The organism is Leisingera sp. F5, from assembly GCF_001593695.1.
The window spans coordinates 88,400-106,891 of record NZ_LUKH01000014.1 but is presented as its reverse complement, the minus strand read 5'-3'; the positions used below and the strand labels follow the sequence as shown (position 1 = coordinate 106,891).

Sequence of the window (18,492 nt, the reverse complement as noted above, 5' to 3'; positions counted from 1 at the left end):
CAAAAAGGGGTAGTCAAAGGGGGCCTTTTGGCCTCCTTTTCTGTTCCGTAACGTCACGCGAACGGAAGGAACGACGCCCATGGCAAAGATTTCACTGGATCAGGCCCGCACAATCATCCGCGTGGCCTTGGACAAAGGGCATGAGATGGGGCTGAAGCCGCTTTCCGTTGTCGTGCTGGACGCCGGCGGTCATGTGCAGGCGTTCGAGCGCGAGGACGGCGCCGCACCGGGCCGGTTCCCGATTGCTCAGGGCAAGGCCTACGGCGCGGTGATGCTGGGCATGGCGGGCACCGCACAAATGGCCCGGGCAGAAGCTCAGGCCTATTTCATGGCCGCGGTGAACGGTGTCTATGGCGGTCAGGTAGTCCCGGTGCCGGGCGGGGTGCTGGTGAAGGACAGCGAGGGTGCCGTGATCGGCGCCGTGGGGGTCACAGGCGATACCTCGGACAATGACGCGATTGCCGCAATGGCTGGCATCGAGGCAGCTGGTTTGCAGGGCGAGATCTGAGTTCGCAGGGACATTCCGCAACGTTGTGCGCGGCTGAACAGTCTGTTGCGCCGTGCTCCCCGTTGATGTGGCGCCCGCAGGGGGCTAGGTTCTTCTTTAGACAGCACAAGAAGAGCGGAATATGGCGCGACCCAAAGTTGGCATCATCGGAAATTCCTACCTGATCAACGATCAGTACCCTGTCCATGCAGGCGGAACAATGAACTCCGAGGCGATCGCCGAAGTGGCGGGTTGCATGCCGCTGATGATCCCTTCGGACCCGCGTTTTGTGACGGTAGAGGAACTGCTGGAGAGTTTTGACGGCTTCCTGCTCACCGGCGGGCGTCCGAACGTGCACCCGCATGAGTACGGCGAGGCCGAGACCGAAGCGCATGGAGCCTTTGACCGGGCGCGCGATGCGATCACCCTGCCGCTGATCCGCGCCTGTGTGGAGCGCGGCCAGCCGTTCCTCGGCATCTGCCGCGGCTTTCAGGAGGTCAACGTGGCGATGGGCGGCACGTTGCACCCTGAGATCCGGGACCTGCCGGGGCGGATGAACCACCGGATGCCGCCGGATGGCACGCTGGAAGAAAAGTTTGCCTTGCGCCACGCGGTGAAATTCAGCTCCGGCGGAGCGTTCCACCGTTTGTTCGGGGCAAAGGAAGTGATGACCAACACACTGCACGGGCAGGGTATCAAACGCCCGGGCGCCCGCGTGGTTATTGACGGGCAGGCGCCCGATGGCACCCCCGAAGCGGTTTATATCAAGGACGCCGCCGGATTTACCCTGTCAGTGCAGTGGCACCCGGAATGGGATGCGGCCAGCGATCCGGTGTCGCGCCCGCTGTTCGAGGCGTTCGGCGATGCGGTCAGGGCCTGGGCTGCTGGCAGGGCGCAGGCTGGTTTGCAGCGGTCAGCATAAAAGGTCCGAATATGGCAACTGATGTATGGCAGGGGGCAGCCGGCAGGCCGTTTTGCTGCAGAGTTAGACAATTCAGGGCGGGTGACACAGCTGTGTTGGCGGATGTTTTCACATCCGCTGTTCATGGTATTGCCAGCCGGTTTTACTCTCCTGCGCAAATCAGCGCTTGGTGCCCGGAGACGCCGTCAAGTGAAGTTTTCCTGCGGAAGCTGTCCGATGGGCGGGCTGTCTGGGTGGCGGCGGATGATGCGGATGTGCCGGTTGCCTTCATCGATATGGAGGCGGATGGCCATATCGACATGCTGTTCTGCCATCCCCGTGCGGCAGGGCAGGGCGTTGCAGGGATGCTTTACGGCAAACTGGAAGAAGCCGCGCTGCGCCAGGGGATCAGGCTGCTGTATGTCGAGGCGAGCGAAGCAGCGCGCAGTTTTTTCGAGCGGATGGGATTTGCCTTGGATAAACGATGCGAATTTGAGCGTGGCGGTGTGAAAATTCACAACTACCGGATGGTCAAGATCCTGGACTGACAATGAGCCAGCGGCCCGCCGGGCGAGGCAGGCCGCAAACGGGGTCAGACCATCAGATCAAATTCATGCATCAACGGCAGTTGGCGCGCGCGTTTGCCGGTGAGGTCAAACAGCGCATTGGCCAGTGCTGGGGCCGCGGGCGGGGTGCCGGGCTCGCCGACGCCGCCGAGCTGGGTCTGGGTTTCCAGCACCTGCACTTCCGTCCGCGGCATCGTATGCATGCGGATCGCGTCATAGTCCGGGAAGTTGCCCTGTTCCGCTGCCCCGTCCGCGAAGGTGATCTCGCCAAAGCAGGCCGCCGACAGCCCATAGGCCATGCCGCCGAACATCTGCGCCTTGACGATCTCCGGGTCGATGGCTTGACCCACGTCGCAGGCTATCCAGGCATTGGCGATACGGATGCTGCCGTCGTCCTCAACCACTTCGATCACTTCGGCCACTGGCGTGCCGAAGCTGTAGCACAGGGCAACGCCTCGGCCTGTTCCTGCGGGCGTCTGGCCGGTCCAGCCGGACATTTCTTTGACCGCGTCCAGCACCGCGGCGGCGGGCGCCCATTCGCGGCGGGCGAGGTCCAGGCGGAACTCCAGCGGATCGGCGCCGGCAGCATGGGCCATCTCGTCAATGAAGCTTTCGACGAAGAAGGCGTTGAAGCTGTTGCCGACAGAGCGCCAGAAGCCGACCGGGATCCGGATGTCCGCAAGATGCCCCGCGGCGCGGAAGTTCGGGATCGCATAGGGCGCGTTGAAGAATCCCTCCACATGCACCTTGTCGGGGCCGGCCTGTGGCAGGTCCGCCAGGCGCTTCATCGCCTGCGCCACCGGCGAGGCGGCAGCGACCTTGCCGTCCAGCAGCACAGCCTGGCCGTCCTTGACGGCACCGCGCATCCGCGCCAGCGCGCCGGGGCGGTACATATCATGGCGCATGTCCTCCTCGCGGCTCCAGGTGAGCTGCACCGGGGTGCCGGGCATCTGTTTCGCCAGCCGGGTGGCCAGCACCGCATAGTCGAACTCTGCCCGCCGCCCGAAGCCGCCGCCAAGGTAGGTGGTGTTGACCTCCACCTGATCGCTTTCCAGCCCGGCTTCCTCGGCGCATTTCATTTGCACGAAGGTTGGCATCTGGTTGCCGCACCAGAGGGTCAGTTTGCCGTCCTGCAATAGTGCAGTGGCATTCATCGGCTCCATGGTGGCATGGGCCAGGTAGGGCACCTGATAGTCCGCCGTCAGCTCGGTTGCGCCTTCTGGAAGCGTGTCCGCATCGCCGTCATCGCGCAGGACAGAGTTCGGGGTATCGTCAAAAGCTTCCGCAATCCTGGCGAAGACCTGATCGGTTTCCGGCGGGTAGGGGGCGTCCTCCCAATCCACTTCTATAGCGTCCAGCGCCTGCATCGCCAACCAGGTGTTCGTTGCCACCACGGCCACACCCGCGCCCATGTCCACGATCTTTTCCACGCCGGGCATTCCTTCGGCGGCAGTGGCGTTAAAAGCCTTCATGCCGCCGCCTTGGCGCGGGTTCATGCGGACCGAGGCGAATTTCATCCCCGGCAGCCGCACGTCGATGCCGAATTCGGCGGTGCCGGTGGCTTTTTCAGCCATATCAATCCGCGGCTGGGATTTACCAATCAGCCGCCATTCGCTGCTGGGCCGCAGGTCCGCGTCCACCGGGTCCAGCTTGGCGGCGTCCATTGCGAGCTCGGAGTAGGGGATCTGCGTGCCGTCCGGCGTAACCACCGCGCCCTTGACGGTGCTCAGTTGGCCGCGGCTGATGCCCAGCCGCTCTGCCGCGGTCTGTTTCAGCGTCTCGCGCGCGGTGGCGCCAGCCTGGCGCATCCGCTTGAACCCGTCCTTCATCGAGGTGGAGCCGCCGGTGCCATGCAGGTTCAGCACCTTGCCGATATGCCCAAGCGCCTCCCCGACAGAATGTTTGAAATTGCCGCTGTCATAGCCCTTGCCCGGCAGCGCATCGGCGATGAAGGCAGAGTTGTAATAGGCCTGCGCGGCAGGGCCGTGCAGAACCCTGACCTGGTCCAGCTCCACGTCCAGTTCCTCTGCGATCAGTGCGGCCCAGCTGGTTTTCACGCCCTGGCCCATCTCGGCCCGCGGCGCAAACAGGGTGACGCCGTTCCGGTCGATCAGCACAAAGGGGTTGAGCGCTGCTTCGCCCTCTGCCGGTTTCAGCGGATTCGGGGCCGGGCGGCTGACGTAATAGGCGCCGAAGGCCACGCCGCCGACGATGGCGGCGGAGCCGATCAGGAAGGTGCGGCGGGCGATTTTTGCAATGCTGGCCATTGGTTACGCCTCCTGCATTTTCTGAGCGGCGGAATGGATGGCGGCCCGGACGCGCGGGTAGGTGCCGCAGCGGCACAGGTTGCCCTGCATCGCCTCGTCAATCTCCGCGTCCGAGGGCGCCGGGTTTTCCGCCAGCAGGCTCGCCGCCTGCATGATCTGGCCTGACTGGCAATAGCCGCATTGGGCCACCTGATGTTCCACCCAAGCCTGCTGAATCGCTGCCATGGCGTCCGGCGTGCCGAGGCCTTCGATCGTTGTCACCTCGCCCCAGACATCGGACAGCGCCACCTGGCAGGAGCGCACGGCCTCGCCGCCGATTTGCACGGTGCAGGCGCCGCAGGCGGCCACGCCGCAACCGAACTTGGTGCCGGTGAGGCCAACCTCATCGCGCAGCACCCACAGCAGGGGGACGTCATCAGGCAGGTCCACCTGATGGGATTTTCCATTGATGCGAAGCGTGGTGGACATGGCGTGTCTTCCTTTGCTGGGTCTCTGACAAATCTAACCGAAAGTGTCAGTATGTCAATTGACATTTTCCGCAATAAATGTCAGAAGCGGAAACATGAACATGGCAGGCATTGAACCAAAACAGCAGGCGATCCTGGAGGCCGCATGGGCGGCGTTCTCCACCTATGGGTTCCGCAAGACCTCGATGGATGACATTGCCAAGGGCGCGGGCATGTCGCGTCCGGCGCTCTATCTGCATTTCAAAAACAAGGACGCGATCTTCCGGGCGCTGGTGGCCGCCTACTACGGCGCTGCGGCTGCCGGGGTGCGTGCCGCCCTGGCTGAGACGGGGCCGCTGCCTGACCGGCTGTTGGCGGCCTTTGAGGGACAGGCCGGAGAGGGCGTGCAAATGATGATGGCTTCGCCGCACGGGATGGAGCTGTTCGAAGTTACTAAAAACGTGGCGGGTGAGGTGATCGCGGAGGGCGAGGCCGCCCTGAGCGGGATCTATGCGGACTGGCTGGACCAGCAGGCCAAGGCCGGGAAGGCCGTGCTGAGCGGCGATGCCGCAGAGGTCGCTCGAACCATTTGCGCCGCTCTGAAAGGCGTTAAGCAGACCGCCGCGGATTATGCGGCCTATCAGGCCGGCGTGCGCCAGCTGGCGGCCCTGCTCGGGGCCGGGCTGACGTTGCGGTAACAGGCCGGCCGGTGTCCCGGCCCGCTCCTATGTTCAAAGCTCAGTGCGCAGGTGCCACAGCTCGGGGAACAGTTCCACTTCCAGCATCCGTTTCAGATAGCTGACGCCGCCGGTGCCGCCGGTGCCGCGCTTGAAGCCGATCACACGCTCGACTGTGGTCACATGGTTGAAGCGCCAGCGGCGGAAGTAGTCCTCGAAATCCACCAGCTTCTCGGCCAGTTCATACAGTTCCCAGTGGGTTTCGGTATCGCGGTAAACCTCGGTCCAGGCGGCCTGCACGGCCTCATGCGGCACATAGGCTTCGGACACGTCCCGGTTCAGCACCTCCTCCGGCAGCGGGAAACTCTGTGCCAGTGCCTTCAGCGCCACATCATACAGCGACGGCTGCGCTAGCTCCGCCTCCAGCAGCGCCAGGATGTCCGGACGGTGGGAATGCGGGCGCAGCATCGCCTTGTTGCGGTTGCCCAGCATGAATTCGATCTGCCGGTACTGGTGCGACTGAAAGCCGGAGCTTTGCCCCAGCTCATCCCGGAACGCGGTGTAATCCGACGGCGTCATGGTGCGCAGCACGTCCCAGGCGGAATTCAGTTGTTCAAATATCCGTGCGACACGGGCCAGCATCTTGAAGGCTTGATGCGCCTTGCCGTCCAGCAGCCGGTCACGGGCGGCGGTCAGTTCATGAATGGCCAGCCGCATCCACAGCTCAGAAGTCTGGTGCTGGATGATGAACAGCATCTCGTCATGGGTGTCGGTCCACGTCTTCTGCGCGTTCAGCAGCATGTCGAGCGACAGGTAATCGCCATAGGACATGCGCCCGTCAAAGGACATCTGGGCACCATCGTCGGCGGGGTCGTAGGGTTTGGTCATCGAAGCGTTCCTTTTCCTAAGTGTATCACGGTTCACGGAAAGGGACGGTTTCTCCGGTTCAGGGTGCCGCATTGGGCCAGGCGGCGCCATAGCGCCACCCAGCCCGCCGGGCGGCAGAGCGGCAGATGGTATGAACGCGTGGAAGGCATCAGGTGACCGCGTGGCGGACCATGTATTCCGGCCGGTCCCATAGGGCGTTGGTCATCACGTCGGCGATGATCTCTGCCGCGGTGCGCACGTCGCCTTCGTCGATGTAAAGCGGGGTGAAGCCAAAGCGCATGATGTCGGGCGCGCGGAAGTCGCCGATCACGCCGCGGGCAATCAGCGCCTGCATCGCGGCATAGCCCTCATCGAACTTGAACGACACCTGGCTGCCGCGGAAGGCGGGATCGCGGGGCGAGGCCAGCTCCAGCTGCGGGCAGGCCTTTTCGATTTCGGCGATGAACAGGTCGCACAGCGCGATGGACTTGGCACGCACAGATGTCATATCGGCCTTGTCCCAGATATCCATCGCCGCCTCCAGGGCGGTCAGCTGCAGGATCGGCGGGGTGCCGACGCGCATCCGGTCGATGCCGCTGCCGGGCCTGTAGTCGAGGTCAAAGGCAAAGGGCGCCTTATGCCCCAGCCAGCCCGACAGGGCGGGGCGGGCGGTCTCTGCGTGGCGGGGCGAGACATAGATAAAGGCAGGCGCGCCAGGGCCGCCATTGAGGTACTTGTAGGTGCAGCCTACCGCGAAATCCGCGTGGCACCCGGCCAGATCCACCGGAATGGCACCCGCCGAGTGGGCCAGGTCCCAGACCGTCAGCACACCCAGCGCGTGGGCCTTCTCTGTCAGCGCTTTCATGTCGTGCTTGCGGCCGGTGCGGTAATCCACCTCGGTGATCATCAGCACCGCGATCTCATCGGTGATCGCGTCCTCCACTGCTTCCGGGTCGACCACGCGCAGCTCATACTCCGGCCCCAGCGATTTCAGCAGCCCGTCTGCCATATACAGGTCGGTGGGGAAGTTGCCGTTGTCCGACAGCACGACCTTGCGGCCCGGGTTCAGCTCCAGCGCCGAGGCGACGGCCTGGTATACCTTTATCGACAGCGTGTCGCCCATCACCACGTGGCCGGGCTCCGCTCCGATCAGCCGCCCGATCCGGTCCCCCAGCGCCCTGGGTTTATCCATCCAGCCGGCCTTGTTCCAGCCGGTGATCAGCATCTGGCCCCATTCGTCCTGCATCATCGACCCGACCCGATCCTTGGCGGCGCGGGGCAGGGGGCCCAGCGAGTTGCCGTCCAGGTAGGTCACGCCTTCCGGCAGGTCGAACATTGCCTTGGTTGCTGCAAAATCGGTCATCGGGGCCTCGCGTGCAGTGGGTATTTTATACTTAAAGCTTTGTGGTTTGCTATCGTATCCCTTCCGGTCTGTCCAGAGGCGGGCCGCCTGCGTCAGCCCTGGCGCGCGGCAGGCTGCGGATCGGGGATGCCGAATTCAGCCCGTTTGCGCCTGGACAGCTTCGCGGTCACCATCTGGTAGGACAGGGTGATCTGCTCCTTCAGCTCCGCATCCGTAAGTCCATCGTCGTCAAACTGCTGCAGCCACTTCATCCCGCGCGACGCCAGGTAGGGCGCCGGGCGGACGCCAGGGCGCTCCTGCAGAACTTCATAGGCAATCTCCCCGGCTTTGAAGGTGAAGGCATCCCTGCCGTCAGCCCAGCCACAGACCGCAAACAATTTGCCGCCCGCTTTCCAGACGTCGGAATTGCCCCATTGCACCACATGCTCCGCCGCCGGGAAGGTGGCGCAGAAACGGTTGAATTCCTCCCGGTCCATCAGGTCTGCCCGCCCGCGATCTCGATGCATTGGCCGTTGATGGACTGCGAACCCGGCCCGCACAGCCACAGCGCCGCGGCGGCGACCTCGGAGGGCTCGATCAGCCGCTTGTGCCGGTTGGCATTCACCATCACGTCCAGCGCCTCTACCGCGCTCATCCCGGCGCGCTGGGCAATCGAGGTGATGTTGCGCTCGACTATCGGGGTGTCGACATAGCCGGGGCACAGCGCGTTGAAGGTAAACGGCGTGCCCAGGTAATCCTCGCTGAGCGCGCGGGTCAGTCCGACCAGCCCGTGTTTGCTGGCGGAGTAGCAGGCGCCGCCCTTCAGCCCGCGCAAGCCGGCAATAGAGGACACGGTGATCACCCGCCCCCAATCGGTCTCCCGCATCGACTTGAAGCACTCCCGGATGGACAGAAAGGCCCCGTCCAGGTTGGTCGCCATCATATTGCGCCAGAACTCCATCGAGGTCTTGTGCAGCGCCGCGCCCTCGGCAACGCCGGCATTGGCCACGCAAATCTGGACTGGCCCGCGCGTCGCCACCGCCGTGTCCACCTTAGCTGCCACGTCCTCCTCGCTGCGGACATCCATTGCCAGCGGATGCAGGCCACCCGCCGCTGCAACCTGCTCCAAAACCTCCTGCCTGCGCCCGGTGATGGTGACCTGTGCGCCCTCAGCCGCCAGAGCCTGGGCAATTGCCAGCCCGATGCCGGTGCCGCCGCCGGTGACCAGCGCGTGTTTGCCTTGCAATGTCATGTTTGCCGGACCTCCCTGTTTTGCGGGCCAGCCTAACCGGGCCGTGGCAACTGGCAACCCCGCCGTGCCGTCACGCCGCACGGGTCAGGCGTTTACAGTCACATTCGCATGTGTGAATGTCACTTCAAACGTCCAGGGAGATTTCCGATGAAAGCCATTGCCGCCGCCTGCGCCGCCTTGTGCATCGCTGCAACTGCACAGGCCAGCGAAGACATCGCCGACCAGTACCCGCAGTCCGAACTCTACTCCAAACCGGTGGAGGTCATCCCGCATGTGTTCTCCGCCATCGGCGCCACGGCACCGCCTACCTACGAGAATGCAGGCCACAACAACAACCTGTCCTTCATCGTGACCGGCGAAGGCGTGGTGGTGGTGAATGCCGGGGCCTCGGACGCGCTGGCCAAGGCGCTGCATGAGGAAATCAGGCAGGTGACCAATCAGCCGGTGGTGCTGGTGATCAACGAAAACGGCCAGGGCCATGCCATGCTGGGCAACGGCTATTGGCGGGATCAGGGCGTGGATGTGCTGGCCCATGCCGAGGCCATCGCCGAGACGCAGGAAAACAGCGACCTGATCCTGCAGCGGATGCGCGGCTACAACAAAGACCGCGCGGGCGAGACCCGGGTGGAACACGCCAACCTGTCCTTTGACGACCGCTATGACCTGACCCTTGGCGGGGTCGGAATCCAGGTTCTGCACCTTGGTCCCGCGCATGATCCCGGCGACATCCAGGTCTGGATTCCGGACTGGAACCTGCTGATCGCCGGCGACATCGCCTTTCACGAACGGATGCTGCCAGTGTTCCCGCATACCTGCACCAAATGCTGGGTTGAAACCTGGCAGGACAAGCTGGAGCCGCTTGCGCCCGCCTATGTCATCCCGGGCCATGGCCACCCGACCAGCCTGCCGCAGCTGCGGCGCTATACCCTCGATTATCTGGTGGACCTGCGGGCCAAGGTCGGCGCCCATATCGAGGCGGGCGGAGACCTTGCCAGCGCCTATTACGTGGATCAGGCGCGCTGGAAAGGACTGGACACATTCGAAGAACTGGCCACCAAAAATGCAGGCCGGGTGTTCGAAGAAATGGAATGGGAATAAGCCCCTCCGTCTCAGTACACATAAATATACGTAGGCTTCCGGGCGAATCTATGCAGGATCATGCCGCAAGCCGGAACAGATTCGTCGTTTCTGCAGCATCAGGGGCATTTTGTCCTTTTCTGAAAGTTCCGGCCGAACTGGTCTGGACGACCAAGCCGGATAAGGGAAGATTGCCCGAAATGTACATGATTTCAGGACATATTCTGCAAACGGGCAGGGCGTGATGCGATGGCTGGATGTGCCACCTGTCTGGCTGGCGGGGTTTGTTCTGGCGGCCTGGCTGCAGTCGGGTCATGCCGCATTCAGGCTCTCTTTCGGCGGGGCATGGGCTGAGTTTCTTGGCGGCATCCTGCTGGGCGGCGGCCTGTTGCTGGCTTTGCTCGCCATTGCTGAGATGCGGCGGCAAAAGACCACGGTCATCCCGCATCAGACGCCCAGCCGGCTTGTGCAATCCGGGATCTTCAGCCGCAGCCGCAACCCGATCTATCTGGGCGATGTTCTGATCCTTGCGGGTCTGGTGCTGTGGTTTGACGCGGTGCTGTCGCTGCCGCTGATCCCCATCTTTCTGTGGCTGCTGGAAAAGCGGTTTGTCATTCCCGAGGAAGACAGGCTGCGCCGGACCTTCCGGGCGGACTGGGCCCGTTACGAACAGAAGGTGCGCCGCTGGATCTGACCTGAACGCGGCATTGCAGCATGACTTTGCGGCAATGCGGCAAAATCCTTGCGCAATAATCTTGCGCGCAGTATAGAAAATCATTGTGATCCGTACCTAGGCATTGCTGGCACGGGCAAGACGAGGGGGACCCATAAGGTGAAAATAGGGACACCAAAAGAAACATTTGCGGGCGAGAACCGGGTCGGCATGACGCCGGATTCGGCAAAGCAGCTGCAGAAACTGGGGTATGAGTGCGCGATTGAGACCGGGGCCGGTGCGGCTGCGGGTTTTTCCGATGCAGTGTATGAGGCAGCGGGCGTTGAGATCATCAAGACGCCGGCGGCCCTGTGGAAAGCATCCGATATCGTCGCCAAAGTGCGCCAGCCGGATACAACCGAGCTGAAACGGCTCACCAAGGGCAAGACGCTGATTTCCTTCTTCAACCCGGCGGGCAACGAAGAGGGCATGGAGCTGGCCAAATCCAAGGGCGCCAATGTGATCGCCATGGAAATGGTGCCGCGGATCTCCCGCGCCCAGAAGATGGATGCGCTGAGTTCGATGGCCAATATCGCGGGCTACCGCGCGGTCATTGAAGCGGGCAACAACTTCGGCCGTTTCTTCACCGGCCAGATCACGGCGGCGGGCAAGGTGCCTCCCGCAAAAGTTCTGGTGGTCGGCGCCGGGGTGGCAGGCCTGGCCGCCATCGGCACATCGACCTCGCTTGGCGCGATCACCCTGGCCTTTGACGTGCGCCCGGAAGTGGCTGAGCAGGTCGAAAGCATGGGCGCCGAATTTGTTTATCTCGACTTTGAGGAAGCCCAGCAGGACGGTGCCGCCACCGGTGGCTATGCCTCAGTCTCCTCCCCGGAATTCCGCGAGGCGCAGCTGGCCAAATTCCGCGAGCTGGCGCCGGAGGTGGACATCGTCATCACCACCGCGCTGATCCCCAACCGCGAGGCGCCGGAGCTGTGGACCGAGGATATGGTCGCAGCGATGAAGCCCGGCTCGGTCATTGTTGACCTTGCGGCGGAGAAGGGCGGCAACTGCAAGCTGACCGTGGCAGACCAGAAGATCGTGACGGACAATGGCGTGACGATCATCGGCTACACCGATTTCCCCAGCCGGATGGCGGCGCAGTCCTCGACGCTGTACGCCACCAACATCCGCCACATGATGTCGGACCTCACGCCCGAAAAGGACGGCCAGGTCAATCACGACATGGAGGACGACGTGATCCGCGGCGCCACCGTGGCCTTTGCGGGCGAAATCACTTTCCCGCCGCCGCCGCCGAAAGTTCAGGCAATTGCGGCTAAGCCGAAGGAAGTTGTGCCGGAACTGACGCCGGAGCAGAAGCGCGCGCAGGAGGTCCAAGCCTTCAAGGCGCAGACCAAAAGCCAGGTCACCCTGCTGGCAGGCGGCGGCGCCTTGCTGCTGCTGGTCGGGCTGTTTGCGCCGGTCAGCTTCATGCAGCATTTCATCGTCTTTGCGCTGGCCTGTTTCGTGGGCTTTCAGGTGATCTGGGGCGTCGCACACTCGCTGCACACGCCGCTGATGGCAGTGACCAACGCGATCTCCTCGATCATCATCCTGGGCGCCTTGATGCAGATCGGCTCCGGCTCGTTCCTGGTGATCCTGCTGGCAGCGCTCAGCGTCTTCATGGCCGGGATCAACATCTTCGGCGGCTTCCTCGTCACCCGGCGCATGCTTGCCATGTTCCAGAAATCTTAAGGAGGCCGGGCACATGGATTACGGTTTCACCACCGCCGCCTATGTTGTTGCGGCTGTTCTCTTCATCCTGTCCCTTGGGGGGCTTTCGAACCAGGAAAGCGCCAAACGCGCGGTCTGGTACGGCATTGCCGGCATGGGGCTGGCGGTCTTTGCCACGATCATCGGCCCCGGCTCCGGCCTGTGGCTCTTGTCGATCCTGCTGATTGCCGGCGGCGGCCTCATCGGCACCTATGTGGCCAAGAAGGTCCAGATGACCGAGATGCCGCAGCTTGTTGCCGCGATGCACTCGCTGGTCGGCCTCGCGGCGGTCTTTGTCGGCTTCATCGCCCATTTCGAGATCGGCAATGTGGCAGCCGCCGCCAGTACCGATGACTTGGGCACCTTTGCCAAGCTGATTGCCAAGAAGACCCCGGCGGAGATCGCCTTCCTGCGGGTTGAGCTGTTCCTCGGCATCTTCATCGGCGCGATCACCTTCACCGGCTCAGTCGTCGCCTTTGGCAAGCTGGCGGGCAAAGTGACCTCGGCGGCCACCAAACTGCCGGGCGGCCATATGCTGAACGCCGGTGCCGCGGGCCTCTCCTTCCTCAGCCTGATCTGGTACTTCAACTCGGGCGGCTTCCTGCCGCTGTTCCTGATGACCCTGGCGGCGCTGTTCATTGGCTACCACCTGATCATGGGCATCGGCGGCGCCGACATGCCGGTGGTGGTCTCGATGCTGAACAGCTACTCGGGCTGGGCGGCGGCGGCGATCGGCTTCAGCCTTGGCAATGACCTGCTGATCGTGGTCGGCGCGCTCGTGGGCTCATCCGGTGCGATCCTCAGCTACATCATGTGCAAGGCGATGAACCGCTCCTTTGTCAGCGTGATCCTGGGCGGCTTCGGCGGCACCGCAGGCCCGGCGATGGAGATCGACGGCGAGCAGATCGCCATCGACGCCGACGGCGTGGCGGCGGCCCTGGACGAGGCCGACTCTGTGGTGATCATCCCCGGCTACGGCATGGCGGTGGCCCAGGCGCAGCAGAATGTCGCTGAACTGACCCGCCGCCTGCGGGCCAAGGGCAAGACCGTGCGCTTTGCCATCCACCCGGTGGCAGGCCGCCTGCCGGGCCACATGAACGTGCTGCTGGCCGAAGCCAAAGTGCCTTACGACATCGTGCTGGAAATGGACGAGATCAACGAGGACTTCCCGGACACGGATGTGGCCATCGTCATCGGCTCCAACGACATCGTCAACCCGGCGGCGCAGGAAGACCCCAACTCGCCGATCGCCGGCATGCCGGTTCTGGAATGCTGGAAGGCGAAACAGGTCTTTGTCTCCAAACGCGGCCAGGGCACCGGCTATTCCGGCATCGAGAACCCCCTGTTCTTCAAGGAAAACACCCGCATGTTCTATGGCGATGCTAAGGCCAGCCTCGATACGCTGCTGGGCATGATCACTTAAACCGGCTGCCCAAGACAAAGGAAGGCGCTCCAACCGGGGCGCCTTTTTGCTTTGGCGCTTCTTTCTGGTTGAAAATACTCCGGGGGAGGCCGCAGGCCGGGGGCAGGGCCCCCGGAAAAGCCCGTTCCGTATACCATTGCATTCATCTAACACGTTGAAATAAAACATTCTTTACATGCTTGCCACGTGGCTCTATGGTCGGCCGCATTGCCCCGGAGACCAGAATGCCCCCGATCCAGGACCACCCCCTGCGGTATCCGCTGACCAACGAGCTGCACGCCCGCCCGTTCCCCGCCATGTCCAGCCCCTGCACAGTGGTCTATCTGGCGGTCAAACAGCCCAACGAAGCCGAACACCGCGACCGGATGCAGGACCTGCGCCACCTGACGGACCTGCTGGACCGGCACGGCGCGCCGCATCCGCAGCCGGGCGCCACCCATCACATGGCGCAGATCGGCCGCCACACGCTGAAGTGGGAGCAGCACACCGAGTTCGTCAGCTACACGGTTTACAGCGACGGGATCAGCACCCGGGCCTTCGACCCGGCGGACTTCGAAGTTTTCCCGAGGGATTGGCTGGCAGAGGCACCGGGCCAGCGCATTACCTCCACCATGTTCCGGGTTGAGCCCAGGCCTGCGGATGCTGCAGTCAAGACGCTGGTGCGCGAGTGGTTCGTTCCGGAAAGCGTGGTGGTCTCGCAAGTGCTGGACGGCAGCGCAACGATTGCGGGCGATTTCCGCATCGACCCGGCTGGGCATATGCGCTTTGCCGTGTTTCCGAACGCGGAGACCGGCAGCCAGCGCATCGGGCGGATTGTGCAGCGCCTGTGCGAGATCGAAACCTACCGGGCGATGGCGATGCTGGGGTTCTCCCGCGCCCGCGGCCTGACCCCGACGATCAGCGCGCTGGACACCCATCTGAGCGAGATGATGGTTGAGATGACCAGCGGCTCTGCACCTGCGGAACAGACCTTGTCGCAGCTGCTGACCGTCTCGGCTGAGCTGGAGGCAATGGCCGCCCGCTCAGCCTTCCGTTTCAGCGCCACCGGGGCCTATGACGCGCTGGTCAACCAGCGGGTCAGCCTGCTGCGCGAGGAACGGTATGAAGGGTTCCAGACGCTGGCGGAATTCATGCTGCGCCGGTTCGAGCCTGCCATGCGCACGGTGAAATCTGCGGAAAAGCGGCTGGAATCGCTGGCAAACCGGGCGCGCCGGGCGGGCGAGCTGCTCAGGACCCGGGTGGATGTGGAGCGTTCGGCGCAGAACCAGGCGCTGCTGGCCAGCATGGACCGGCGCGCCGATCTGGCGCTGCGGCTGCAGCACACGGTCGAAGGGCTGTCGGTGGTGGCGGTCAGCTATTACGCGGTGTCGCTGGTGTCCGATTTCTTCCTGCCGCTGGCAGAGCGCTACGGGCTGAACAAGAAGCTGCTGATCGCGGCGGTCACTCTGCCGGTTGTCGGGCTGGTGTGGCTGGGGATCCAGCGGATCCGGAAGAAGCTGCATTAAGCAGGGCATTCATGCCGATGCCGCCAAGCGCAATGAACCCCAGCGCCAGCAGGGCGGCCAGGCTCAGCGTGGGAATGCCGGCCAGCCCGGCACCCACGGTGCAACCGCCTGCCAGCACCCCGCCGGCTCCCATCAGCACTGCACCGGCCAGATAGCGGCCGGTCTGGCGCGGGGTCTCAAAGCTTTGCCAATGGAAGCTGCCGCTCAGCAGCGACGCCATCAGGGCACCCAGCAGCACGCCGCCAATCAGCCCAGGGCCAAAACCGGCAGGAATGGAGCTGGAGGCGATCACGAAAAACAACGTATCGGCCGCCGGAGACGTGAACGACAGGCTTTCCATCGCGATGGGGTCGAATTCGTCAAGCAGTACAAAACCGGTGCCCACCCAGGCCAGGGGAACCAGCAGTCCAATCAGGGCGGCACCAGCCAATGCAGGCGCGCGGTTGCCCGACCGCAGCGCAATACCCAGCGCAGCCGCGGCAATCAGGGCGCTCCACAACAGCGGGCCGCCGGGCAGGACGGCCAGCGATACCTGTTCCCCCATCGGCAGCGTGACGGAACCAAGCGCGGTTCTGAGCGGCGCCAGAACGCCCTTGAGCGTGGCATGGGCCGCAACGGCGAAGACTGTGATCACCAGCAGTGCCCGCAGATTGCCACTGCCTGCCAGCACCACCAGCCGCGACGCGCAGCCGCGGGTCAGGATCATGCCCGCCCCGAACATCAGCCCGCCTGCGGCAATCGCCAGCAATGGCAGATCGCCGGTCATCAGCCGGTGACCGTCAAAGCTGATCCAGCCCTGCGCCACCGCGGCTTGGGTGCCAAGGACTGCAACCGCAAAGGCCATTGCCCAGACCCCTGCCGCCTGTCGCCGGTCGTTGCCAACCAAGGCGCGGCGGAAGCAGAAGCGGGTCAGCTGCGCCAGCGCACCAAAAAGGGCGCCGATGCAAAGGGCGAACAGGACGGAAACTTCCCGTGCGGTGGTCTCTTCAAAGCCGAATGTCTCGAACATTGCGCCCTCCAGGTGCGGAATCGGAACGGTTTCCCGAAATGGAGGAATTTTCACGCACGGGCAAGCGGCGGACGGTTTGAAGATAGGAGGCGCGGCAGGATGATTTCCCGGTTTCGGCCGTCCCGGTAAAACCCGGCTTTCAAGAAACTTGCGCCGGCAAAACAAACCGGCCGCTTTCAGGAAAACGGCCGGATGGTATGTTTTTATTTGAATGTGTGCGTGTGTTACGCCTCAGCGCCCGCGGATCCGCGGGTCCAGCGCATCGCGCAGGCCGTCGCCCAGGTAGTTGACGCTCAGCACCGTCAGCGAGATCGCCATGCCGGGCCAGAACACCCGTTCGGGGTATTGCTGCAGGTAATCGGTCGCATCAAACAGCAGCCGCCCCCAGGTCGGGAAGTCCGGCGGGAAGCCGAGGCCGAGGAAGGAGAGCGACGACTCGGTGATGATCGCAGTGGCAATCCCCAAGGTGGCCGAGACCATGATCGGCGACAGCACGTTCGGCAGGATGTGCCGGGTGATCAGCCCGCTGTTGGTGGTGCCGATGGACCGCGCGGCCATCACGAACTCGCGCTCTTTCAGCGCCAGCACATCGCCGCGCACAATGCGCGCCGTGGGCATCCAGCTGGTGACACCGATGGAGGCCACGATCAGGATGAAGATCCCCTGTTCCGGTCCAAAGGTGGCGTTCAGCGGTTCGCGGAACAGCAGCATCATCACCAGCAAGAGCGGCAGCAGCGGCAGCGCCAGGAACAAGTCCGTCAGACGCATCAGCGGCCCGTCCAGGCGTTTGAAGAAGCCTGCCAGCACCCCGATGAACGACCCCAGGAACAGCGCCAGCAGCATCGCCGTCAGACCGACGGAAACCGAGGTCGCGCCGCCCGCCATCATCCGGGCCAGCATGTCGCGGCCCAGCTGGTCGGTGCCAAAGGGATGCGCCCAGGTCGGGCCCTGATTGCGGGCGCGGATGTCGATCTTGGTGGCCTCAAGGTCCCACAGGTAGGGGCCGAGGTAGACCGCCAGGATGATGAACAGGAACAAAGCCCCGCCCATCAAGGCCCCGCGGTGGGATTTGAACTGGTCCCACACGTCCAGCCATTGGCTGCGCGGCGGTTTCGAAGGAACAGGATTGCTCAGCTCAGTCATAGCGGATCCTCGGGTCAAGAATGCCGTACAGCACGTCGGCGATCAGATTGAACAGCACGATCAGCACCGCAAAGATAAAGGTCAGCGTCTGCACCATCGGCAGGTCGTTGGCCTGAATGGCGCCGATCAGCAGCTGGCCGATGCCGTTCACCTTGAACACCTGCTCGGTGATGATGGCGCCGCCAAAGATCGCCGGAATCCCCAGCGCGATCACGGTGACCACCGGGATCATCGAATTGCGCAGCACATGCACCATCACCACGACGTATTCGCTAAGGCCCTTGGCCCGTGCGGTGCGCACGTAATCCTGGTTCAGGTTGTCCAGCATTGAGGCGCGCATGAAGCGGGAAAGCTGTGCGGTGATCTGCAGCGCCAGCACCATCACCGGCATGATCATCTGCTTCAGCTGATAGACAAAGCTGTCCCAGCTGTCGACCACATGGGTGGTGTCATAGATCGACGGGAACCAGCCCAGCTGCACCGAAAAGATCACGATCACCAGCACCCCGGAGAAGAACGGTGGCACTGAAAAGCCGACCATCGACACAAAGGTGCCCAGCTGGTCGAACCAGCTGTACTGGCGGTAGGCGGAATAGATGCCGATCGGCAGCGCGATCAGGATGGCGACAACATAGGCGGTGCCGACAACCCATAGGGTCTGCGGCATCCGCTGAACCACGATATCCATCACCGGCGAGCGGGTCTGCCAGGAGATCACCCGCAGGTCGCCTGCGGAAAAACTTGTGCCCAGGTAATGGTCGACCAGCACCTGCGGCTCGATCCAGAAGAATTGCACGATCCATTTCCAGAACCGGATATGCATCGGCTGGCCAAGACCAAGCGCCTCGCGCATCTTCTCTTTGACTTCAGGGGGGACGGTCAGGGGAACCTGTGCCATCGGGTCGCCGGGGGCGAGCTCCAGCAGCAGGAAGATCACGAGGCTGATGAACAGCAGTGTCGGAACTGCCAGGATCAGCCGCCGGATTGTAAAGGTCAGCATCTGCTAAACGCCTTTGAACTTGTATTGAATTCGGAACAGGCAGGGCGGAGCCCCGCGTCCAGGCCATGCGCGGCTGTGGCGGATGGCAAGGGGCCCCGGCACAGCGCC

18 protein-coding genes are annotated in these 18,492 nt (G+C 63.5%); 9 read left to right on the top strand and 9 right to left on the bottom strand.

Annotated features, from left to right (window positions below; all coding sequences use genetic code 11):
* Nucleotides 1-79: 79 nt before the first annotated feature.
* The 3 genes from A2I95_RS12060 to A2I95_RS12050 all read left to right on the top strand — a co-directional run bounded on the left by A2I95_RS12060 (nucleotide 80) and on the right by A2I95_RS12050 (nucleotide 1,936).
* Nucleotides 80-508 carry a heme-binding protein gene (locus A2I95_RS12060; RefSeq protein WP_291729996.1) on the top strand — a complete coding sequence of 143 codons (429 nt, stop codon included), beginning with the start codon at nucleotides 80-82 and terminating at the stop codon, nucleotides 506-508.
* A gap of 121 nt (nucleotides 509-629) precedes the next feature.
* Nucleotides 630-1,409: a gamma-glutamyl-gamma-aminobutyrate hydrolase family protein gene (locus tag A2I95_RS12055; protein ID WP_291729995.1), complete on the top strand. Its 780-nt coding sequence runs from the start codon at nucleotides 630-632 to the stop codon at nucleotides 1,407-1,409.
* A complete protein-coding gene (locus A2I95_RS12050; protein WP_367151399.1) occupies nucleotides 1,298-1,936 on the top strand; it encodes a GNAT family N-acetyltransferase in 639 nt (212 codons plus the stop codon). The genes A2I95_RS12055 and A2I95_RS12050 overlap by 112 nt, the downstream gene beginning before the upstream one ends.
* Nucleotides 1,937-1,980: 44 nt before the next feature.
* On the opposite strand, the gene A2I95_RS12045 is transcribed toward A2I95_RS12050, so the two are convergent.
* Both A2I95_RS12045 and A2I95_RS12040 read right to left on the bottom strand, forming a co-directional pair.
* Entirely contained in the window at nucleotides 1,981-4,221 is a 2,241-nt protein-coding gene (locus tag A2I95_RS12045; RefSeq protein WP_291729993.1) for a molybdopterin cofactor-binding domain-containing protein, read from the bottom strand.
* Nucleotides 4,222-4,224: 3 nt separating this feature from the next.
* A complete protein-coding gene (locus tag A2I95_RS12040; protein WP_291729992.1) occupies nucleotides 4,225-4,689 on the bottom strand; it encodes a (2Fe-2S)-binding protein in 465 nt (154 codons plus the stop codon).
* 94 nt (nucleotides 4,690-4,783) lie between these two features.
* Between A2I95_RS12040 and A2I95_RS12035 the strand changes: the two genes are divergently transcribed.
* A complete protein-coding gene (locus tag A2I95_RS12035; protein WP_291729991.1) occupies nucleotides 4,784-5,365 on the top strand; it encodes a TetR/AcrR family transcriptional regulator in 582 nt (193 codons plus the stop codon).
* A 33-nt stretch (nucleotides 5,366-5,398) separates the two neighbouring features.
* Here the strand turns inward: A2I95_RS12035 and kynA are convergent, their stop codons facing one another.
* The 4 genes from kynA to A2I95_RS12015 form a co-directional block, all read right to left on the bottom strand.
* Nucleotides 5,399-6,232, bottom strand: coding sequence for a tryptophan 2,3-dioxygenase (gene kynA / locus A2I95_RS12030; RefSeq protein ID WP_291729990.1), 834 nt, complete (start codon nucleotides 6,230-6,232; stop codon nucleotides 5,399-5,401).
* A gap of 148 nt (nucleotides 6,233-6,380) precedes the next feature.
* The gene (kynU, locus tag A2I95_RS12025) at nucleotides 6,381-7,574 is read right to left on the bottom strand and encodes a kynureninase (RefSeq protein ID WP_291729989.1); all 1,194 of its coding nucleotides are present in this window, start codon (nucleotides 7,572-7,574) and stop codon (nucleotides 6,381-6,383) included.
* Between the two features lie 92 nt (nucleotides 7,575-7,666).
* The gene (locus A2I95_RS12020) at nucleotides 7,667-8,050 is read right to left on the bottom strand and encodes an MmcQ/YjbR family DNA-binding protein (protein ID WP_291729988.1); all 384 of its coding nucleotides are present in this window, start codon (nucleotides 8,048-8,050) and stop codon (nucleotides 7,667-7,669) included.
* Nucleotides 8,050-8,805, bottom strand: coding sequence for an SDR family NAD(P)-dependent oxidoreductase (locus A2I95_RS12015; protein ID WP_291729987.1), 756 nt, complete (start codon nucleotides 8,803-8,805; stop codon nucleotides 8,050-8,052). Before A2I95_RS12015 ends, A2I95_RS12020 begins: the two co-directional genes overlap by 1 nt.
* A 147-nt stretch (nucleotides 8,806-8,952) precedes the next feature.
* Between A2I95_RS12015 and A2I95_RS12010 the strand changes: the two genes are divergently transcribed.
* From A2I95_RS12010 to A2I95_RS11990, 5 genes are all read left to right on the top strand, one after another.
* Nucleotides 8,953-9,903 carry an MBL fold metallo-hydrolase gene (locus A2I95_RS12010; RefSeq protein ID WP_291729986.1) on the top strand — a complete coding sequence of 317 codons (951 nt, stop codon included), beginning with the start codon at nucleotides 8,953-8,955 and terminating at the stop codon, nucleotides 9,901-9,903.
* Nucleotides 9,904-10,126: 223 nt separating this feature from the next.
* Nucleotides 10,127-10,576 (top strand): methyltransferase, encoded by a 450-nt coding sequence (locus A2I95_RS12005; protein WP_291729985.1) that lies wholly within the window; start codon nucleotides 10,127-10,129, stop codon nucleotides 10,574-10,576.
* Between the two features lie 138 nt (nucleotides 10,577-10,714).
* On the top strand, nucleotides 10,715-12,286 hold the full coding sequence (locus A2I95_RS12000) for a Re/Si-specific NAD(P)(+) transhydrogenase subunit alpha (protein WP_291729984.1): 1,572 nt from the start codon (nucleotides 10,715-10,717) through the stop codon (nucleotides 12,284-12,286).
* Nucleotides 12,287-12,299: 13 nt separating this feature from the next.
* Nucleotides 12,300-13,727, top strand: a complete 1,428-nt coding sequence (locus tag A2I95_RS11995) for an NAD(P)(+) transhydrogenase (Re/Si-specific) subunit beta (protein ID WP_291729983.1) — start codon at nucleotides 12,300-12,302, stop codon at nucleotides 13,725-13,727.
* Nucleotides 13,728-13,951: 224 nt separating this feature from the next.
* Nucleotides 13,952-15,232: a DUF3422 family protein gene (locus tag A2I95_RS11990; protein ID WP_291729982.1), complete on the top strand. Its 1,281-nt coding sequence runs from the start codon at nucleotides 13,952-13,954 to the stop codon at nucleotides 15,230-15,232.
* Here A2I95_RS11990 and A2I95_RS11985 read toward each other — a convergent pair.
* The 3 genes from A2I95_RS11985 to A2I95_RS11975 form a co-directional block, all read right to left on the bottom strand.
* Nucleotides 15,168-16,241 carry a YeeE/YedE family protein gene (locus A2I95_RS11985; RefSeq protein WP_291729981.1) on the bottom strand — a complete coding sequence of 358 codons (1,074 nt, stop codon included), beginning with the start codon at nucleotides 16,239-16,241 and terminating at the stop codon, nucleotides 15,168-15,170. The two genes, A2I95_RS11990 and A2I95_RS11985, sit on opposite strands and share 65 nt — an antisense overlap.
* A 231-nt stretch (nucleotides 16,242-16,472) precedes the next feature.
* Nucleotides 16,473-17,384 carry an ABC transporter permease gene (locus A2I95_RS11980; protein ID WP_291729980.1) on the bottom strand — a complete coding sequence of 304 codons (912 nt, stop codon included), beginning with the start codon at nucleotides 17,382-17,384 and terminating at the stop codon, nucleotides 16,473-16,475.
* Nucleotides 17,377-18,384: an ABC transporter permease gene (locus A2I95_RS11975; protein ID WP_291729979.1), complete on the bottom strand. Its 1,008-nt coding sequence runs from the start codon at nucleotides 18,382-18,384 to the stop codon at nucleotides 17,377-17,379. Before A2I95_RS11975 ends, A2I95_RS11980 begins: the two co-directional genes overlap by 8 nt.
* Nucleotides 18,385-18,492 lie beyond the last annotated feature (108 nt).